The 20,134-nt window shown below is 33.3% G+C and carries 24 protein-coding genes; 14 read left to right on the top strand and 10 right to left on the bottom strand.

Annotation, left to right across the window (positions count from 1 at the left end):
• Positions 1 to 4: 4 nt before the first annotated feature.
• The 8 genes from coaW to RCJ96_RS15835 form a co-directional block, all read right to left on the bottom strand.
• Entirely contained in the window at positions 5 to 835 is an 831-nt protein-coding gene (gene coaW / locus RCJ96_RS15870) for a type II pantothenate kinase (protein WP_416504627.1), read from the bottom strand.
• Positions 836 to 927: 92 nt separating this feature from the next.
• A complete protein-coding gene (locus RCJ96_RS15865) occupies positions 928 to 1,326 on the bottom strand; it encodes a 3-hydroxyacyl-ACP dehydratase FabZ family protein (RefSeq protein ID WP_074610018.1) in 399 nt (132 codons plus the stop codon).
• Positions 1,327 to 1,381: 55 nt separating this feature from the next.
• Positions 1,382 to 2,581 carry an LL-diaminopimelate aminotransferase gene (locus tag RCJ96_RS15860; protein WP_139302889.1) on the bottom strand — a complete coding sequence of 400 codons (1,200 nt, stop codon included), beginning with the start codon at positions 2,579 to 2,581 and terminating at the stop codon, positions 1,382 to 1,384.
• Positions 2,582 to 2,761: 180 nt separating this feature from the next.
• The gene (locus tag RCJ96_RS15855; RefSeq protein WP_416504628.1) at positions 2,762 to 3,124 is read right to left on the bottom strand and encodes a hypothetical protein; all 363 of its coding nucleotides are present in this window, start codon (positions 3,122 to 3,124) and stop codon (positions 2,762 to 2,764) included.
• 170 nt (positions 3,125 to 3,294) lie between these two features.
• A complete protein-coding gene (locus RCJ96_RS15850; protein ID WP_001279512.1) occupies positions 3,295 to 3,594 on the bottom strand; it encodes a hypothetical protein in 300 nt (99 codons plus the stop codon).
• A gap of 151 nt (positions 3,595 to 3,745) precedes the next feature.
• The gene (locus tag RCJ96_RS15845; RefSeq protein ID WP_074610028.1) at positions 3,746 to 4,948 is read right to left on the bottom strand and encodes an MFS transporter; all 1,203 of its coding nucleotides are present in this window, start codon (positions 4,946 to 4,948) and stop codon (positions 3,746 to 3,748) included.
• 304 nt (positions 4,949 to 5,252) lie between these two features.
• A complete protein-coding gene (gene exsC / locus RCJ96_RS15840) occupies positions 5,253 to 5,687 on the bottom strand; it encodes an exosporium protein ExsC (RefSeq protein ID WP_074610030.1) in 435 nt (144 codons plus the stop codon).
• A 169-nt stretch (positions 5,688 to 5,856) separates the two neighbouring features.
• The gene (locus RCJ96_RS15835) at positions 5,857 to 6,009 is read right to left on the bottom strand and encodes a YqbF domain-containing protein (RefSeq protein ID WP_074610053.1); all 153 of its coding nucleotides are present in this window, start codon (positions 6,007 to 6,009) and stop codon (positions 5,857 to 5,859) included.
• Positions 6,010 to 6,488: 479 nt separating this feature from the next.
• On the opposite strand from RCJ96_RS15835, the gene RCJ96_RS15830 reads away from it, so the two are divergent.
• The 8 genes from RCJ96_RS15830 to RCJ96_RS15795 all read left to right on the top strand — a co-directional run bounded on the left by RCJ96_RS15830 (position 6,489) and on the right by RCJ96_RS15795 (position 11,652).
• Complete coding sequence (locus RCJ96_RS15830; RefSeq protein ID WP_074610034.1) at positions 6,489 to 6,857, top strand: hypothetical protein; 369 nt, start codon at positions 6,489 to 6,491, stop codon at positions 6,855 to 6,857.
• A 196-nt stretch (positions 6,858 to 7,053) separates the two neighbouring features.
• Positions 7,054 to 7,839 (top strand): class I SAM-dependent methyltransferase, encoded by a 786-nt coding sequence (locus tag RCJ96_RS15825; RefSeq protein WP_416504629.1) that lies wholly within the window; start codon positions 7,054 to 7,056, stop codon positions 7,837 to 7,839.
• A gap of 70 nt (positions 7,840 to 7,909) precedes the next feature.
• A complete protein-coding gene (locus tag RCJ96_RS15820; protein WP_000621882.1) occupies positions 7,910 to 8,098 on the top strand; it encodes a YvzF family protein in 189 nt (62 codons plus the stop codon).
• 77 nt (positions 8,099 to 8,175) lie between these two features.
• Entirely contained in the window at positions 8,176 to 9,141 is a 966-nt protein-coding gene (locus RCJ96_RS15815; protein WP_001992229.1) for a nucleoside hydrolase, read from the top strand.
• Between the two features lie 179 nt (positions 9,142 to 9,320).
• Positions 9,321 to 9,563, top strand: coding sequence for a GlsB/YeaQ/YmgE family stress response membrane protein (locus tag RCJ96_RS15810; protein WP_000638307.1), 243 nt, complete (start codon positions 9,321 to 9,323; stop codon positions 9,561 to 9,563).
• Between the two features lie 77 nt (positions 9,564 to 9,640).
• Complete coding sequence (locus tag RCJ96_RS15805) at positions 9,641 to 10,036, top strand: hypothetical protein (RefSeq protein WP_000847587.1); 396 nt, start codon at positions 9,641 to 9,643, stop codon at positions 10,034 to 10,036.
• Between the two features lie 98 nt (positions 10,037 to 10,134).
• Positions 10,135 to 10,980, top strand: a complete 846-nt coding sequence (locus tag RCJ96_RS15800; protein WP_074610037.1) for an aminopeptidase — start codon at positions 10,135 to 10,137, stop codon at positions 10,978 to 10,980.
• A gap of 27 nt (positions 10,981 to 11,007) precedes the next feature.
• Positions 11,008 to 11,652: a YjgB family protein gene (locus RCJ96_RS15795; protein WP_242303770.1), complete on the top strand. Its 645-nt coding sequence runs from the start codon at positions 11,008 to 11,010 to the stop codon at positions 11,650 to 11,652.
• A gap of 87 nt (positions 11,653 to 11,739) precedes the next feature.
• On the opposite strand, the gene RCJ96_RS15790 is transcribed toward RCJ96_RS15795, so the two are convergent.
• Complete coding sequence (locus RCJ96_RS15790; protein ID WP_074610043.1) at positions 11,740 to 12,978, bottom strand: MDR family MFS transporter; 1,239 nt, start codon at positions 12,976 to 12,978, stop codon at positions 11,740 to 11,742.
• A gap of 101 nt (positions 12,979 to 13,079) precedes the next feature.
• On the opposite strand from RCJ96_RS15790, the gene RCJ96_RS15785 reads away from it, so the two are divergent.
• The 5 genes from RCJ96_RS15785 (at position 13,080) to RCJ96_RS15765 (ending at position 18,609) form a co-directional block, all read left to right on the top strand.
• A complete protein-coding gene (locus RCJ96_RS15785) occupies positions 13,080 to 14,816 on the top strand; it encodes an ABC transporter substrate-binding protein (RefSeq protein ID WP_074610044.1) in 1,737 nt (578 codons plus the stop codon).
• Between the two features lie 160 nt (positions 14,817 to 14,976).
• Complete coding sequence (locus RCJ96_RS15780; protein ID WP_074610045.1) at positions 14,977 to 15,600, top strand: YhbD family protein; 624 nt, start codon at positions 14,977 to 14,979, stop codon at positions 15,598 to 15,600.
• 13 nt (positions 15,601 to 15,613) lie between these two features.
• On the top strand, positions 15,614 to 16,324 hold the full coding sequence (locus RCJ96_RS15775; RefSeq protein WP_001258377.1) for a bactofilin family protein: 711 nt from the start codon (positions 15,614 to 15,616) through the stop codon (positions 16,322 to 16,324).
• Between the two features lie 18 nt (positions 16,325 to 16,342).
• Positions 16,343 to 17,050, top strand: coding sequence for a cytoplasmic protein (locus tag RCJ96_RS15770; RefSeq protein ID WP_242303771.1), 708 nt, complete (start codon positions 16,343 to 16,345; stop codon positions 17,048 to 17,050).
• A 23-nt stretch (positions 17,051 to 17,073) separates the two neighbouring features.
• Positions 17,074 to 18,609 carry an MDR family MFS transporter gene (locus tag RCJ96_RS15765; protein WP_000229602.1) on the top strand — a complete coding sequence of 512 codons (1,536 nt, stop codon included), beginning with the start codon at positions 17,074 to 17,076 and terminating at the stop codon, positions 18,607 to 18,609.
• A gap of 54 nt (positions 18,610 to 18,663) precedes the next feature.
• On the opposite strand, the gene RCJ96_RS15760 is transcribed toward RCJ96_RS15765, so the two are convergent.
• On the bottom strand, positions 18,664 to 18,984 hold the full coding sequence (locus RCJ96_RS15760) for a hypothetical protein (RefSeq protein WP_001062732.1): 321 nt from the start codon (positions 18,982 to 18,984) through the stop codon (positions 18,664 to 18,666).
• A 237-nt stretch (positions 18,985 to 19,221) separates the two neighbouring features.
• Here RCJ96_RS15760 and RCJ96_RS15755 point away from each other — a divergent pair, with 237 nt between their 5' ends.
• Positions 19,222 to 20,001 carry a BC_2878 family exosporium-associated protein gene (locus RCJ96_RS15755; protein WP_242303772.1) on the top strand — a complete coding sequence of 260 codons (780 nt, stop codon included), beginning with the start codon at positions 19,222 to 19,224 and terminating at the stop codon, positions 19,999 to 20,001.
• The last annotated feature ends 133 nt before the right edge of the window (positions 20,002 to 20,134 follow it).

The raw sequence follows: 20,134 nt of genomic DNA, 5'->3' as shown, positions 1-20,134 counted from the left end.
AAAGTCAGCTTTTTTTATTCGTAACATGAAGTAAAGCACCAATCGCACCGCTATTACCACCATCTTGTAAAAAAACAGGTGTTTTATTTTGATATTTTGTGTAGCTACTAATAATATTTTGAAGGTGTATGTTATTACATAGAGTTGAACCAATATAAATAATATGGTCAATGTTTTTTGTTTCAGCGAATTGAAGGCTTAATGCAGTAACGACTTCACCGACAAGTCCTTGTACAGTAGCAAGTATATCTGAGTTATTATAATTTGATTCTATAGTAGCGGCTTTACCAAAATTGCTTGCAGTTAAACTATTATCAATAGGGGAGAGAATCCCACCATAAATATCTCCAACTGTAATATCTAAATCTTTTCTAGAACCCACTTTTGTTAAAGGAATCACATCTTCAAAATGATCTATATTTGTTAATAATTTTGAAAGTCCCATAATAGTACCTCCGCCAACACCGGTTCCACCAGCGCGAATATATCGGTCATTATAAATGTAATGAATGGAGGTACCTGTACCGATATTTGTTAAAACAAAGTTGTTTATATCATATTTTTCTTCTTCTAATATGTATCGGACACCTACAAGAGTAGCTTCAAATTCGTTTAGTTCTACTATTTTATATGAGTTTGAAAGTAGTTGCTGTAATTGTTTCGCTTTACCACCAGTAATACATATTTGTTTTATACTAGTTTGCTTCTTAAGCCAATCTATTATTTTATCTTGTTCATTTGAATAAAATTTTTCAAAAGTTAATTTCTTTTTTTCGTTTAAATAAGCAATTTTTGTTAATGTTCCTCCAGCATCGATACCGATCGTACTTTCCATTTGCCTGCTCCTAACTAAGTAATTTATTTACTCTGTTCATGTTGATGAAACGAATTGGTAGGAGATAGATACCCTGGTGAATAAAAAGGTCTCTATTCTGCTTGATATATTAATAGCTTTTCTATCGTTACAATCGGTTGATTATTAACGGTTGCGGTACCTTTACCGAGAACAAAACCTCGGCGATTGCGAGTTAACTCATAATGTAAAGTAAGTTTATCACCGGGATATGCTTTTTCATGGAATTCAGCCCCATCTAACGAGGAAAGGAAGCCTAGTCCGTCAGAGTCACTTGTATGTACAAATGCACTAAGCTGAGCAAGTGCCTCTACAATTAACATATGAGGCATATGATTTTGATTATCATTTATAAACCATTCGTTATTTGTAATGAGTTTATATCCTGTAACGGATTCACCTTGTTTTACATTTGTTACTTTATCAATCATTAAAAATGGATAACGATGAGGAAGAGTCTCTTTAATATGCATTTAAGTACCTCCAATGAATAATACCCCTGCTTATAGTTAAGCAGGGGAGTTATCATTAATTTTTAACTAATTCTTCTGCTTTTTCAAGAGAAAAAATACCACTATTTCTAATGTTTTCAACAACTTGTTGTAACACTGCTTTATCTTGAACGAGTGCAATGCGTACAAAGCCTTCTCCGTGAGGTCCAAATGCATGACCTGGCGTAACAACGACATTCGCACGATCCATTAATGCATATGCGAAATCTATAGAAGTCCAGCCGTTCGGAATTTCGGCCCAGACGAACATACTGCCGGCTGGTTTATCAACATTCCAGCCACATGTTCGGAATCCATCAACTAAAGTATCTCTACGTTCTTGATAAATACCGCGGTTTTTCTCACAAAAAGCAGCGCCATTTCTTAGTGCAACACATGCCGCTTTTTGAATTGGTAAAAACACTCCGTAATCTGTATTAGATTTAAATTGTGTAAGTGCCCCGACAATTTCTTCATTTCCAATCATATATCCAATACGACTACCTGCTAAACTATAACTTTTTGACAAAGAGTTGATTTCTACGCCAACTTCTTTAGCACCAGGCACAGAGAGGAAGCTAATTGGTTTATTACCATCAAAATAAAATTCAGCATAAGCAAAATCATGGACAACAATAATGTTATGCTTTTTCGCAAATGCGATTACCTCTTTAAAGAAATCTTCATGAGCCATTGCTGGAACGGGGTTCCCTGGGAAGTTTAAAATCATCATCTTCGCTTTATCTGCAATTTCTTCAGGAATTAGCGCTAAGTTAGGTAAGAAATCATTATCTTTCTTTAGAGGCATGTAGTAAGATGTTGCACCAGCCATTTGAATTCCTGTTTCATAAGCTGTATATCCTGGGTCAGGAACTAATATAATATCTCCCGGATTCGCATAAACCATAGGTAAATGAACGAGTCCATCTTGTGACCCCATTAATAATAAAACTTCTTTATCGGCATTTAATATAACATTATGAGTGTTGTTGTAATATTCAGTTACAGCTTCGTGAAATTCTTGAATACCACTTAATGTGTATCCATAGCTTTCTTTTTGATTTGCTGTATGTACCATTTCTTCTCTTACGAAATCAGCAGGTGGCATATCAGGATTCCCGATACTTAAATCAATCATTTTGTGACCTGCTGCAATTTTTTCTTTTTTATAGGCCCCTAATTCACTAAATATAGAAGATTGGAATGCTTTCATTCTAGTTGCTAACGTGTAAGTCATCAAAACCCCTCCTAAAAAACAGTGTTTTCTTTCTACGTTTTTAATTATTCTGAAAACACATGGTTACATTTTATCACTTTTTTATGAAAATTAAAATGATTGACAAATTTAGAGGGAGGATAATGGGATGGAATACAAAATAACGCAGAAAATAATTTCTGCGTTTGATATGAAGTGTCATCATTTCTTTTTATATGTACATAATTTTTCAACTGCATAAAAGTATACATTTAATTTGCCATCGACAATTTGTAAAGTTTGATCCGATGTAAATGAGTTACCATAATCTATGTGATATACATTAGAATCCTTAACAAATGAGCCTTTGTATAAATCTTCTTTTTTCTTCGTTGTTTGCATCTCTACTAAATATTGAATGATTTTTTCTTTCTTTTCTTCTTTTACAACTGTTTCAAATTTATACGATATAGGACAAAGACCGTTTTTGTTGTCAACGACTTCCCAAGAACCGTAAATATCATTATTGCTACATCCGCTAAGTAAAACGATGAATATTGGAATAATTAATAGAATCTTTTTCATTTTGTACTCCTTTCTTTTCATTTTCAATAAACGTGCGAATACGATACGAACATTGTAATAAATAAAGTTTAAATTTTTATAAAGAATTATTTAATTTCATATAAAAATTTAGGGGGGATTAAAAAAGCATGAGTCTAGTGTAAAGTCAGATTCATGCCGAGTACAATAGTCTATGTGATGTTTCTTTTGAGGAAAAATAAAGAGGAAAGTAGGATCACAATTCCATTTAAAATATATACAATTGCAACAATAAAGGCTAGGCCCCCTGCGCCAAATCCAGCTTTATCGAATATAGAAGCGAACGCTACGGTAGCCAAAAAAACAATAGGAGTTATCAGTAAAAATATGAAACCGGCGATAATTCTTTTTTTAAAGTTATGTCCAGATAAGGAAATAGCTAAAAAGTTTATGATGCTAAGCAGAGCTAATACAAAAATAAATATACTAAATAACTGCATGCCATCAGACAATTGCGCACCCCCTATATATCATGTTAGTATACTGTATTCGAAAGAGAAAAGGGGTACTCCTTTAAATAATTACAATAAGCGTAATAAATAAGTTTTTATATAACAAAGACGCATGGATTAATCTAATAGGACCCATGCGTCTTTGTTTATGTTATAAATTCGCAGATTGCGAAGGTTGTTTTTCATACTGTTTCTGTTTAGATAGCGATATGAAAATAATTAATAATGAAATAACTCCGAAGATTAAAACCATATATTGCAATCCAATCGTATCTAAGAAGAAGCCTGTGCCAAGTAAGACAATTTGGAACATAACTCTCTCAAACATATTACGGAATGAGAATAGACGGCCGTGATAGCTTTTTTCCACTTTCGTTTGGAAAATTGTCGACATAATAGGGAAGAAGCAACCGACACTAAAACCAAATAAACCAAATGATGTAAGAGACATCCATTTTATATCGCTAAAGAACAATGATAGATGTGCAAAAGCGGTACAAACTGCGAAGAAATATAGTAACTTTTCAGGTTTGAAATGGTCCGATAAACGTTTAATAACGAAGGCACCTAACATAAATGCGATACCTTCAATCGTATATATAAATCCTTTAATCGTTGGATCATGTTGCATTTCGCTAATATTAATTACCATTAAATTAAATCCAGCTATAAATAATAGAGGGATAATACTTAATATAAGTGCTGTAAAAGCAATAGGAATCCCTTTTAAAATACGAAATACTTCCATAAAGCTATTATCTTTTGCCGCTTGTTTACTTGGTGTTATTGATTTCTTATCTTCGAATTGAAGGAAGAAAGTTGAGAGGAATAATAAAGCGTACGCTGCCATTGAGAAAGCATACATATACTGTAAACTCATTACAACTAAAAGAATTCCGCCTAGTGAAGTACCTGCAATACGAGCGATTGTACCTACATTCATATGTACACCGTTCATTTGTAATAACTCATGCTCACGTACGATGAGTGGAATTACAGATTGTAATGCAGGAAAATAAAATGCTGCTGAAATTTGAAGCGCAACCATAAATGCAATCATAAAGGCGATACTTTCAAATTGGATAGCGAAAAACATAAAAATAACACTAATAACACGACCAAAACCAGCATAAAGAAGAACTTTTTTCTTTTCATATTGATCGATGATACGACCAGCCATAGGTCCCACTAGAACACCTGCTAATAGTCCGATAAACAATATAACTGATTTCATGAAATCAGAAGGGACATATTTTTGCATAAATTCAAGGTTGCCAAGAATTCCAAGCCATAACCCTAAACCAGCAATAAACTCCCCAATTAAAACAATCCAAACATTTTTATTACGCCACATAATATAAAACCTCTCCGTCTTTTAAAATGAAAAACTCGTATATAAAACCTCCTTTTTTTATGTATTTTTATTAACGAACTTTTTTAGAGTCAGAGTCTATATTACGTGTTTCATCAGCGGATTTCAATCTTTTTGATTTGTCAAAAAATCGATTCGTTAATTGATAAAATAAGCAAATCAAAATGTAAATACTAAATGATTAAAACATAATGAATAGTAGGGATAAATATTAAAAAAATAAAAAAGCAAGAACATATAACTATGTCTCGCTTTTCTCAATTGCAAAATTAAACATTAGATTCACTTAGCAGCATTTACGCTCTTGTCCAATAGCTAAAGCGCTAAAAGATAGAGGACCAACAACTTCTGCGCTTGCACCACTAGTAAGGTTTTCTACAGTTAATGAATATTGGTGTGTTCCACTGCTAACATTTTGATCTATAGCTTGAAATGTTTGAGTGTAGAATTGCTCAGAATCTGTAGATTCAATACCTGCTTGTGCATTGAAAATTTCAAAGTTATCACGGAAAATTCGGAATAAAATTTGTGAAGTCCCAGATATACCTTCTACACCAACTGTAGCAATTAATTCTACTCTATTATTACGTGAATCTCTACTTGAAATTCTCAATTTCAAATTTGCTAGAATTGCTTTATTTGGAGCAGCTGGGATTGCAAAAGTTGTTTCACCCGTTTTACTTATAGGCTGAGTAGCTTGATAGTCAATGATATGAGTCATATTCTTCACCTCCTCATATGCTAAAATATGAAATTTACGATAAAATAGATTGGACAAATAATAGAAAGTTTTAAGAGAATTGAGCACAATTATTGAAAAGAGGAAGATTAAATGAAGGCATCAAGAAAATAACACAATTAGGTGATATTTTTCTTGATGCTTTTTGTAGTTATGCAGAATATTCTTCTTTGCGTACTTCAAAAAATTCATTTCGACGTAAGTAATTATAAACTTTCTCGGATACCTCTTCTTCTTCATACATTAAGAAACGGTGGTCAAAAGCATAGAATGATTGACCTTTAATTAATTTTACGTAGTAAATTTTACACACCTCCTTTAGCATAATTAGAACTTACCTAATATTATGATGGTCTATATGCTTGTGAATCATACTTAGAGTTTCAAAGGATAGAAGCTACGTAATTTGAATAAGCTTACAAAAATGTAATGTTGTTGTCATGTTTTCCGATAGTTAAAAATAACCAATCTCTTCTATACTACAAATAAGCTATAAAAAATAAGGGGGTAAAAAAGATGGATGAAGTGATTGGAGAAGTTGTAGCAGGTATTTGTGAATTTGTAGTTGAAGTAACAGCTGATGCTATTGGGAATTTAGTTTCCGGGAACGATGAGGAAAAAGAAAAAATATAATCAATTATAAAAGTATACAGATATTCAAAGTATTAAGGCTGACTTCTAAAAGGGAGTCAGATTTTTTATTTTTTACATTAAATTAACTGTATTTAAATATTTAAATGTTATTATATTGGTGAAACTCATAAAGGAGGTGAATAAATAAAGATGTCGAATTTAGAGGCTGATTTATCTGATTCTCGTTTAATTGTGGCGAATGTGGAGGAAAAGGAATATCACTTTATTGTTCGTGAACACCCGATTGTAGGAAAAATTATATCGCTATTGGAAAATGGAAAAGAATATGGTTTAATAGATAAACAAACCGCGAATAAAAATAAATTTATTAAATCGGAGCTTACTAAATTAGAGTATTTTAACGTAGATGTTCTCTATCATACACCTGGATGGATATGGATTGGTATGGATCAATTTGGTTTACATGCTCGTGAGGCTACTTATAACGAAGTAGACGTTATTATGAAGTTGAAAGAGGATTTATATTATATAGATGTATATGAAAAAGTAAAAATGTAATTGATATTTAGTCAGGTTAGGGGACAAGTTCCCGTAGCCTTTTTTGTTTTATATGTAAACGGAAAATCGATTTTATGTTGATGATAGGACAGCATGATAAGAAGTGAGCTGAAAAGAGGATTTGAAAATACATAAAGAGAACTTTAATTATTATATGAATTCTATATGTAAATAACAATAGAAAGAAGATGATAAAATGAGTAAAGAAGAGCTTGTGAAACAACAGTTTGGTAATAATGCGGAGAAGTATGTAAAAAGTAAAATTCATGCTAAAGGACCGGATTTACAATATGTAGTTCAACAAGTTGAGTCTCGTCATAATAATCGTCTTCTTGATATTGCTACTGGCGGAGGACATGTTGCAAATGTATTAGCGCCATTGTTTAAAGAAGTAGTTGCTTTAGACTTAACAGAAAAAATGTTAGAGAATGCAAAAAAATTTATTATAAGTAACGGCCATGAAAATGTGTCTTTTGTTGCTGGAAACGCTGAGAGTTTACCGTTTTCTGATAGTTCTTTTGATACAATTACGTGCCGAATTGCAGCACATCACTTTACGAATCCAGCTCAGTTTATTTATGAAGTAAATCGTACGTTAGAAGATAATGGATTGTTTATTTTAATAGATAATGTTTCACCGGAAAATAATGAATACGATACATTTTATAATTTTATAGAAAAAAAGCGGGATCCGAGTCATGAACGGGCTTTGAAAAAAACAGAATGGATTACCTTATTAGAGAAAAATGGTTTGCAAATGCAGTCATGTCTTACTTTTGACAAGAAATTTGATTTTGACTGGTGGTGCGATATGATGAATGTACCTTTGCAGAAGCGGGTGAAGTTAACAGAATGTATGATGAAAACATCAGTTGAAATGCAAGAATTCTTTAACATTCAATATGAAAATAATAAAACCATATCGTTTTATACTGAAATGGCATTGTTTGTATGTAAAAAAAGTTTAACATTAAAAAGATAAATTTCTTGCAGTCTTTCCAAAGTACGTTATACTTAGTAACAGAGAAAATGAGAATTGAGGAAATGTAATAATGATTCGCGTACGTATTGAAGGAACTGAAGAAGAAATGCTTGAATTTATGGAGAAAATGCCGGATATTCCTGGATTTGAAAAAACACATACGAGAGAACCAAGAAAAGGAAATAATCCAAAATATGATTCAAGTAAAAATGTACTAGCATATTTATCTTATAAAAAGATTGAAGTCGCCAATAAATAGGCGGCTTTTTTAGTTTGCACCGTTTCACAGCCTTGTCTTTTTTACATACTAATAATAGTAGATAATGCTGAAGAGGGGTGAGTATAGTTAATAAGAAAATCATCTTTTTTGGAGACTTTGGTATTGATGATGCTGTGGCGTTAATTTATGCAAATAAAACATGTAAATTAGATATTTTAGGTATTGTTGCTGAATATGGGAATGTATCGCGAGAAATCGTAACAGAAAATGTGTATTTTTTAGAAAGATACTATGCTACAGAAGTAAAAATCATTGAGGGTGCAGCAAGACCGATGACAGCTGAAGAACCTTTGTTTTTTCCTGAAATTCATGGAGAGCACGGCCTAGGTCCCATTATTCCACCTGAAATGAGGATTTGTAAACGGGAAAATTTTTGTGAATTAATTAAATTAATTGAGCCTTGTCCAGAAGATATTATTATCGTAGCGACAGGACGATTAACAACATTGGCAACATTATTTTTATTATATCCAAATGTAATGGATAAAATATGTTCGTATTATATTATGGGTGGTGCGTTTTTATTTCCTGGTAACGTTACTCCTGTATCGGAGGCAAATTTTTATGGAGATCCAATTGCTGCAAATATTGTAATGAAGTACGCAAAGAATACGACTATTTATCCATTAAATGTAACGCAACAGGCCCTAATTACGCCTGAAATGGTGGATATTATTAATAAAGAAGGAACAGGGCAGGCAAAGCTTATTAAACCAATGATTGATTTTTATTATGAGAACTTTTATAAAAAAGAATACCCGGGTATTGCTGGAAGTCCGATTCACGATTTGCTTCCGTTCATTTCATTTATAAATGATGATATTTTTGAATATAAAAAATCTGCAGTTTGGATTAGTACGACAAATGACGTAACAAGAGGACAAAGTGTGGCTGACTTTAGAAAAATAGCTGAGCCGACGAGGTTTGATGATCGGCCGATACAAAGAATTGCGGTTGGTTTTAATTATCCTGCATTTAAAGAAGAGTTTATGCGGACAATATTGAAGCCCGATTGTCCATAATAAGTGTAATATCTCAAGCTGCATAAATCGTTAGTCTAAAAAGTTAATTAACATGCATTATTTTTACAAGAAAATACAGTTATGCTCCATGAATAACTTATGAAAAATGTAACATAACTAATGGTAAGCAATTGTTTCTAATTATATTTTGATTGGTGAAATATAAAGGAGGTTATCATATGATTTGGTCTTTAATCGTTGGTGGTATATTAGGGTGGCTTGCTAGCTTAATTACTGGTAGGGATGTACCAGGCGGTGTAATTGGTAATATTATTGCTGGTATTATTGGTTCTTGGATTGGTGGGAAATTACTTGGTAGTTTCGGCCCAGTAATCGGCGGATATGCAATTATTCCAGCTTTAATTGGTGCGATTATTTTAATCTTCATCGTAAGTTTCTTATTGCGAGCAATGCGAAAATGAATGTAAGGACTGTTTACATTTGTAAGCAGTCCTTTTTATATGTTATGCTAGTATTATACAATCAGGAGGTGTCAGCATTGAAAACATTTACAGTAAATTTTCATCAAGAAGATAATGCTAAAGCGACAACAGTACATAAATTAAGTGAAGAGGACTTCAATAAAGCGACAGAAAAAGGCACTCGTCATCTATTTGATTTAGATACAAATGTTGGATTCTTCGTATTCTTTGATGCAGAAGATGCAGAAGGAAATGATCAATACTTAATGTTACAATATGAAGGAGATCATGAAGAGCCAACTGCGTGCTACGGATTTGATTTAAAACTATACTATCAATTTTTAGCACTATACTTAAATGATCTTGAATTCCAAGGTGAAACTGATGAAGAAGAGGAAGAGTATGGTCCAATTCATCATTTAGCTCACTTACTTTATCATATTGTTGAAGATGGTAAGTCAATCGAAGTGTAAAATACATATGTAAAGCTGTCCTTTTTGGACAGCTTTTTTCTATTTAAGGAAGGAGTGCAGTGTAAATGGCGAGAAGGGATATATAAGGAGATGGAAAAATGATAAACAATACAATTCCAAGTTTTTTAAAATTATGGGAAAGCACCGACGTAGAATTAGCGGTCCTCAATCAATACTTCACTTTGCATCCAGAGATATTTGAAGAATACTTTAAGTATCATTGTCCTAAAACGAAAGAACGTCTTTCTAATGCCATTAACCTATATCCCGCAAAAATAGAAGATATTCGTATCATTGCAGAAACATTACCGACTATTATTCAAGAGATAACGAATGAATATCGTAATAAATATAGCTTTGATGTAAATATGAAATTCCACATATTTATTGGAGCTTTTGGATCTAATGCATTCGTAGAGAGGGAGATCATTGGAGATATATTTTTTGCGGTAGAAAAATTATCTCCAGATTTAAATCACCTTCGTGTTATTGTCGCTCACGAAATAGGACATATATATCATAATGTTATGTTACAAAATGATGGAATGGACTGGGGGAAAGCCGAGTGGGCCGATGCGACAGTTAATTTGTATCGTGAAGGCGTTGCAACATACTTATCAAAGCAAATTATAAAAGGATTAAATGAATCAGTATATTACTCATATGACAATGATGGTGAACGTTGGTTACAATGCTATATAGAAAATGAAGAACATATAAAGAAACGTTTTTTGAAAGATTATATAGAAGGATGGACGTTTGAAAAAGAGAAAGAGTGGTTTCGGTTATCTGGTGGACAGTATTTTGGATACAACCGACTCGGTTATTTTTTAGGAACTGCTTTTGTAGAATATGTTGTACAAGCATTGGGAGAGAGTGAGGTATTTACTTTTTGGAATAAATACAATTTAAAAAGTAGTGTGTTGGATTGGTTATCGAAATGAATAGCATTTAATAGGGAGCTGAAATGTATGAAAGTGTATGTAAAGATAGCTTTATTATGTCTTACTTTTACATGCATATTTGCCTTAGCGGCATGTAAAGGAACAGATGAAAAAAAGGAAACAAACCAAACTTCGGAAAATAGTAAAAACGAACAGAATACTTCTTCTGAAGGAAAGAAAGAGCCTGAGGTTAAATCAAATACCGATTCAAATTCGAAGGATACAGTTATAAACCAAAAATCAATTAACCACGTTAAAAACTTGTTTGAACTAGCGAAAGAAGGAAAAGTACCTAATGTTCCGTTCGCAGCTCATACAGGAGATATTGAAGAAATAGAAAAAGCGTGGGGAAAAGCAGATAAAACAGAACAAGCAGGAAACGGAATGTACGCAACTTTTACAAATAAAAATGTCTCCTTCGGTTTTAATAAAGGATCACAAGTTTTTGATGTACGCTCCTATCATGCAGAACTAAAATCAATTACATTACAAGAAATTGAAAAGGCATTAGGAAAACCAAACTCAGTTAAAGTAAATGGCGAAGATAAAATATATGTATATAGAGTAAACAATCAGTTTGAGTTAAAATTTATTATTCCAAAATCGACTGGTAAGGTAAATCATATTTCGGTATTTTCGCCAGAGGATAGTATAAATAAAATGGCAGGGTAGGATAATAAAAAAAGGATGTCACAAAAGTCGAAATCGATGACTAGACTATGTGACATCCTTTTTTGGGTGTAAATAAGAAACTTCCTTTTATAAAATATGATGGGGATGCTCTAAAACATCTTTTTGAATAACTTCTCTTCTGTTCTTACGCTCTAAATTTCGAACAAAAAGAGCTTGGATAATGCCTCCAATTGTTAAGAAACAAGCACAAATATAAAATAGCATACTACCGTTTAGTTTACTTAATAAAACCGCACCGATAACAGGACCGCAAGTTCGAGATACATCCCAGTGTAAACCGTAAATTGAAAAATACAATCCACGTTTATCTGAAGGAGCGATTTCTGAAACAAATCGAAGTAAATGGTTTAAAGCAATACTTTCGCCAATGACTAAAAAGAGTAACGTGAAAAATAGTGACACGATTGTTGCTGAAAGGCCGTAGCCAATTGCAGCTACTATATAACAGGCATAAGAAATAATGATGATTTTGGCCATGGAAAATCTTTCAGACCACTTTACGAGGAAAATTTGTAGAATGATTTCCATAATAGCCCGGCATGTTGAAATAAAAGCGAGTATGAAAATGAAATTCTGAAATACATCTTCTGCGAAAATACGATAATTTGTCTCAGTTTGTGCATAAAAAAAGCTAATAGGCAGTGTAGAAACCATAAGTCCAATTACGGCGGAATGATTGCGTACAAACTGTTTTGGAGATGATACTTCAAGTTTTTGCTCGGGCATTGTAATTGCCGGAGCGGTTTCTGGGAGCTGAGTCCAAACAACTACTGCATAAACCATAAGTGTAATACTTTGCATCATAAATAAATATTCAGGATGAGTGTTATAAAAGACTGCACCAATTAAAGGGCCAATTACGGTACCAATTGCTCCCATCGTTTGCAGGAGGGCAAAAATTTCCGCTTGCTGCCCTTGTTTTGTTAAATCAGCAATTTGTGCCCGTTGAGCGGGAATATATAAGGAACGGCCAATACCATTTATGACGTATAACAATGCAAATATAAAAACGGATTGAGCGAAAACGAAACTACCGATTGCAACACCTTGTAGTAACAATCCTAGTAACATGATTTTCTTTCGTCCATATTTATCAGTAATTCCACCAGCAATTAGTGTAAATACGATGTCTGAAAGTGGTTGTAGCCCGAAAATAAGCATAGTAATCATTATATTACCGTTTAACATTTTATTAACATAAATAATCATAATGAGTGCTAACATGGATTCTGTTGTTCGAGTTAATAATTCACCGCCCAGTCTAATAATGATTGGTTTATTGTAACGTAATAAGAGATGATTCAATATTGTTTCCTCCTTTCTATATTGAAATGATAAGATAAAAGGAGGAATGGAAAAAGGGTAGAAACAAAAGGGGGTATTTTTCACCTTTTAGGGGGATTATAATGTTCATTTTAGATCAATATATTGAACTATGGTGTGCCTATGGTAAAGGGAGACAAGAAGGCGAACAATTTGAAGTAACAGTACAAATGATTGCAGAAACATTATTTTGTACAGAACGGAATAGTAAATTAATTATCAAAAAGTTAGATGAACTAAATTGGATTGCTTGGTTTCCAGGTCGGGGGAGAGGGAATCGTTCTAAATTAATATTTCAAAAGCAACCAATTCCACTAATTTTAGAAAGAGGAAAAGAATTAACGAAAAAAGGAGATGTGAAAAGTGGAATCTCATTTGTGGAGCGCTACAGCTCGCAATTTCCGTCAGTAAAGAAAGAGTATGAAGTTTGGATAGATTCCATATTTGGGCATCAAATAGAAAGGACATCCGAAGGGAGAAGAGATGTACTTCGTTTGCAGGTTCAAATGAATTTAGATATTGCATTAGATCCGGTTTACGCTACGATGCGATCGGAATGTCATATGGTTAAACATATTTTTGATACACTCGTATATGTAAATGAGGAAACAAATTCTATAGAACCAAGACTTGCTTTTCAATGGGAATATAATGATGCTGAAAAAGTATGGACTTTTTATTTACGAAAAGGCGTTCGTCTTCATAATGGAAAACGCCTTACTGCATATCATGTTATACATTCATTAAATCGATTTATGAAAGCTGAAAACAACCCACACGCATGGATGTTACAACATGTTGAAAGTTTCCGTGCAGTGGATGAATTTGTTGTTGAAATTCAATTACATACGGTAAATAGGATGTTTTTACATATGCTAAGCGCAGAACAGTGTTCTATCGTAATTGAAGATGAAGCAGGAAACTTCATAGGTACAGGGCCTTTTATATTACAAGAGAAGAATACACATTTATTTGCATTAGAAGTACATGATTTATATTATCGTGAAAGACCTTTTCTTGACCGAATTGAACTATTGAATGTAGAGCAAAATGTAAATACATATGACGTATTAGTAAAGGCGCAGTATAAAGATAAAGAAAATCTTAATAAAGAACTTTCACGGCTTGAATCGAATGTGACATATGTAACGTGTAATCTTGTAAAAGAAGGGCCAATGCAAGATGAGCTGTTTCGAAAAGCGCTATATAAAATTATTCATGGTGATAAAATCGTTCAAGAACTTGGCGGAGAACGTGGAGAAGTGGCAAAGAAACTAATATTAGCAAATGAAAGTATAGTAGAAATTGAGGAAGATATCGAAAGTTTAATTAAAAGGAGTACGTATCATAGTGAAGTGCTACAACTATACACATTTACAGGACGAGATCACGTTGAAGATGCACAATGGATACAAAAAGAGTGTGCGAAGTACGGGATTCGTGTAGAAACTAATTTTCTTGAAATAGAAGATCTTTTAGAAATTAGTACGATACAAAAGGCTGATATGATGCATGATAGCGCAACAATTAGCGAACGAATAGAAGATAGTTTGTTATATATGTTTCTTACAAAAAACAGTTTTATTCATGGGCAAAGCAGCGTGGATTTTCATAAATCATTGTCCCCTTATTTTAAACAAGAACAAGTAGAGAAAAGAGTTACACTGTTACGCGATATTGAGGAGACATTGTTACGTCAAATTCAAGTTATTCCTTTATACCGTAACAAACAACAAGTAACTTCTCATGAAAAAGTACAAAATATAATGATTAATTCACAAGGGTGGATTGATTTTTATGAAATATGGTTTACATGTTGATATATAAGGGTTTTTACGCATTTTATAAGATGCGTGAGAACCCTGTTTTTTTTGTGTGAAACAGGGTTGTTTTACACATTGTTACGCTACTTGTTATAAAAGTCTATTTACAGCGTAACAGTGTTATGTTACATTGTTATCAGGAAGGAGTGTTATACAGTTGAGTACAGATTTAATTTCAAAAAAAGATTTATTAGAACTTACTGGTATTTCATATGGACAGTTATATAGGTGGAAAAGAAAAAATTTAATACCGGAAGATTGGTTTGTACGAAAGTCTACATTCACGGGTCAGGAAACATTTTTTCCGAAAGAAAAGATATTAGAGCGTATTGATAAAATTCAAACGATGAAAGAGGATCTATCACTTGATGAACTAGCGAATATGTTTTCGCCGAGTGTGAGGGAAATTCTTTTAACGAAGGAAGACATTTTACGTAAGGGGATTGCATCAGAACCAGTTTTACAATTTTTCATAGAACAAACGAATAAAACAGCGGAGTTTCAATTTGTAGATATTCTTTATGTGTACATGTTAGAAGAATTACTACAATCGGGAGAGATTAGTTTAGAAGAAGGAAAAATGGTCTTGCAAGTTTTACGTGAAAATTATGAAGCGATTAAACATAAAACGTGTGACTTAATTATTATCCGAAAGTTAGGGATTTCTACATGTTTATTAGTTTCAAACGTGGACGACTTAATTTTTGAAAAAGGCACCAAAATCGTTTTACGCGAAGCGATTATGAAATATACCGAAGCATTAAAAACTAAATTGTTGTAATGGAGGAGTAAGTATGCGTACAGATAATTTGATTATAAATGGTTACGGTTCATCGAATGGCGGTGAGTTTCATAAAGTGCAATTAAACGGAAAAGGAACTGTGAATGGAAATGTCGAATGTGAGCAATTTGAATGTAACGGTTACGGAGCAGTTACTGGCGATTTGAAAAGTAACAGTGCACGAATTAGCGGATCTGGTAAAGTCGATGGCACAGTTCATGCTGAAACGATGCGAATTGATGGGAAAGCTACAATTACGCAAAATGTAAAGGCAAACAGTTTGAAAATTGCAGGAAAAGGTACGATAGGCGGAAATGTCACAGGTGAAGAATTTAAAGTCAATGGTCAAGCAACCATTGACGGTAATTGCGAAGTGGATACTTTTTCTTCAGAAGGACAATTTACAATTGGCGGATTATTAAGCGCTGATGAAATAAATATTAATATTCACGGTACATGTCGCGCGAAAGAAATTGGTGGTCAAACGATTAAAGTAAGACATAGATCAGGTACATTAAGTAGGCTATTTAAAACAGTATTTGGCTTGCAGTTAGAAGCTGAACTATTAGAAGGTGACAATATCGATATTGATTATGCTCACATAAGAACGGTAAGAGGAAACAATATTACAGTAGGACCGAACTGTGAGATTGAACTCATTGAATATACAGGTGTTCTAACTGTTGATAAAAGCGCAAATGTAAAAGAAATTAAGCAGGTTTAATGGGAGGGAGAAAGCACTATGGAACATCCACATAGTCTCACAGTAAATGGTTCCGGTAATTCAGCAGGCGGAGATTATAATAAAGTGAAGATACGCGGCGAAGGAACGATTTCTAATGATATGAGCTGTAATGAATTTAAAACGTACGGCACGAGTGATGTACGGGGTAATATGAAAGTAAAAAATTATGTTGTGTATGGAGATAGTGAAGTACAAGGAAATGTAGATGCAGAATATGTAAAAGTATATGGTAATACACAAATGCATGGTGATGCACATATTGAAAAAACAAAAGTTAGAGGTATGATAGATATTGCTGGGAAGTTTTCAGGTGATTTTGTCGATGTAAAAGGTGCTTTAAATGTGAGGGGAAATATTGAAGTAGAAGATTTATCATTAACTGGTGGTCTTGAAAGTGATGGATTACTTAATGCTGAAAATATTCAAATCTCACTTCGTTATGAAGGAAGTAAGGTAAGAGAAATTGGTGGTAAAAAAATTACGATTCGTAAAAAAGCGAGATTTCTTCCTTTTATTAGTCATGTTGGAAACCTCCAAACTTCAATTGTTGAAGGAGATGATATTTATTTAGAACATACGATTGCTGACGTAGTGAGAGGAAACAACGTTACAATTGGCCCTGGGTGTGAAATTAGTGTTGTAGAATATCATACTAGTTTTTATCAAAAGGGTAATACAGTCGTAAAAGAACATAAACAAATATAAGTAGTATGAGGGAGAGCAAGGTTATGGTTGAGAAGAATAATAAGCTCGGCTTTATTGTGGCGGGCTTATTGCTAGGTATTTTAATGGCATCAATGGATAATACCATTGTCGTAACAGCGATGGGAACGATCGTTGGTGACTTAGGAGGTCTTGAAAACTTTGTATGGGTCGTTTCTGCCTATATGGTCGCAGAAATGGCAGGTATGCCGATTTTCGGTAAACTATCAGATATGTATGGAAGAAAGAGATTCTTTATTTTTGGTTTAATCGTCTTTATGATTGGCTCGGCACTTTGTGGTACTGCTGAAAACATTACACAGTTAGGCATTTATCGTGCCATTCAAGGTATTGGCGGCGGGGCATTAGTACCGATTGCATTTACTATTGTTTTTGATATTTTCCCTCCTGAAAAGCGCGGGAAAATGGGTGGTTTATTCGGAGCAGTATTTGGTTTATCAAGTATTTTTGGACCGTTGCTTGGCGCGTATATTACAGATTATATAAGCTGGCACTGGGTATTTTACATTAACTTACCGCTTGGCATTTTAGCACTTATTTTTATTACATTCTTTTATAAAGAGTCACGAGTTCATAGAAAGCAAAAAATTGATTGGTTTGGTGCAATTACTTTAGTTGGTGCAGTAGTTTCGTTAATGTTTGCTTTAGAACTTGGCGGACAAAAGTATGACTGGGATTCTAGCTTTATTTTAAGTTTATTTGGTGGATTCGCTATTTTAATTATTGCATTTATATTTATTGAACGAAAAGTAGAAGAGCCAATCATATCATTTGAGATGTTTAAGCAGCGCTTATTCGGAATGAGTACCATTATTGCTTTATGTTATGGTGCTGCGTTTATGTCAGCAACTGTATACATTCCGTTATTCATTCAAGGTGTATACGGAGGTACCGCAACAAACTCAGGGTTATTACTATTACCGATGATGTTAGGATCAGTTGTAACAGCGCAATTAGGTGGGTTTTTAACGACGAAGCTTAGCTACCGAAACATTATGATTATTTCTGCTGTTATTATGCTAATTGGACTATTCTTATTAAGCACATTAACGCCAGAAACAAGTCGTGTATTATTAACAGTGTATATGATTATTATTGGATTTGGAGTTGGTTTCTCATTCTCTGTACTAAGTATGGCGGCTATCCACAACTTTGGTATGGAACAGCGAGGGTCTGCGACTTCAACGAGTAACTTTATTCGTTCATTAGGCATGACGCTTGGTATTACAATCTTCGGAATGATCCAAAGAACAGGTTTCCAAGATCAATTAGAAGAAGCATTTAAAGGTATGAACGGGGGAATGAATACAAACGCTTTAGGAGATTCAAGAGCTATTTTATCAGAATCGGCAAGATCTCAAATTCCACCGCAAATATTAGATAAAATTATTGATGCTCTTTCTAGCTCAATTGTCCAAACATTTATGTGGGCATTGGTACCAGCTGGTTTAGCATTCATATTTATTTTCTTTATGGGAAATGAGCGCATGGTAATTAAAAAACAACAAAAGAATAAAAAGAGCGAAACATCAAAAGCGTAATGAAAAAGCTCCCTTCCAATTGGAAAGGAGCTTTTTCGTATGTACGGATTTAGATTAGCCTTCGATGATTTCGTATTCTTCGTCTGCTAATAATAAAATTTGTGTTTTCTTACCTTTGTTTTGAACTTCGATTACATCGTAAGCACCTAAGTCTCTTATTTTGCTTTGAGAAGCGTTAACCATAACTTCAATAGAATCAATTAAGATATCTTCTTCAATGTATGATTCAGGCAATGCCATATCTTCAGTATCTAATACACATGCGTATAGATTTTGTAAGTTTTCAGCAGTTGGATTTTGTTCTTCAACATCAATGATGTTTTTTACTGCTTCCATATTTTCTTCTTTTGCTTGGTATACTTTAATTTTAGCCATTGTTTTAATCTCCTTTATAACGTAATCGTAGAGGCTACACTTCATTATAACGTTTTTTTCATGAAAGATGAAATTGTTATATGTATTTATAGGGAAATTTATGTGTTAGTACTCATTTTTAATGCGATAAGTAGGCAAATATATTCCTACGTTAAAGTTATATTGTCCAAGCTTTTCTCATATCCCGCTCATATTATGTGTATGAGATAAAACATATAGAGAAGGGATGGAGTGTAAGTGGGTTGTGAGCCGAAACGAAATGATCGATGTTGCCAAAATAGTATTTGTGAATTTTTACGAAGTCTAGAGCCTTTTACAAAAGTTGAGAGTATTGTAATTGCCGGAAATGAAATTGTTGTATCTTATTTTCTTTCATTTAATAAGAAGAATGGTGTCGTATCCTTCGTACAAGAGGACGATGAGGTTATTTTTGTAGATTGCTCTAAGATTGATGCAATTCGAATAGGAAAAGTTTGTAGTTGTAAAACGAAAGTCAAATTTATTGAAGAGGATTTCAGTCTACTTGGAAACGTTTGTCCGCAATGTTTAACAGAGGGAAGCACACTCTTTTTTGACTTTCACAATTCAGAATTGAATTTATCACTTCAAGCAAAAACAATTGATGCGCCTAGTTGTACTGAGTTTATAGATGAGATGGGAAATGTAGTAAAACAAATTACTATAATAGGTGAAGCAATTGTTTCTAAAGATTTTGTTCAAGTGCCTGAATTATTAAGTTTCCGACTAGTATTATCTGATACGGCTACGAATCCTTTAAAGTTTGGAATACTGTTCATTCATTTCCCTGATCTTACGTTTATTATTCTTTTCACATCGAGTGGATACCTCAACATTTCGAATTGTTTGAGGATAGAGAGTGGAACTGGTAATGCTGAAATAGAAGAGATGAAAAAGATAATATCGAATGACGATAATACGTACACATCAGTTGTTAAAGTGACTAAAGTATATAAAAACGGAGGAACAGAATCATTTGTTTATAAGAATGAGTTATAACATATATATTTAAATGAACCCTTAAACTAATGTTGAGGGTTTTTACATAATAAAAGATTATAGATTGTGAATTTTTATTAAGTATATTATCTGTAAACCTATACACTAGAAAGTCATTTACTTTTTGATTAAA

Source organism: Bacillus sp. BSL6, assembly GCF_052928345.1.
This window is presented reverse-complemented; position numbering and strand designations above follow the sequence as displayed.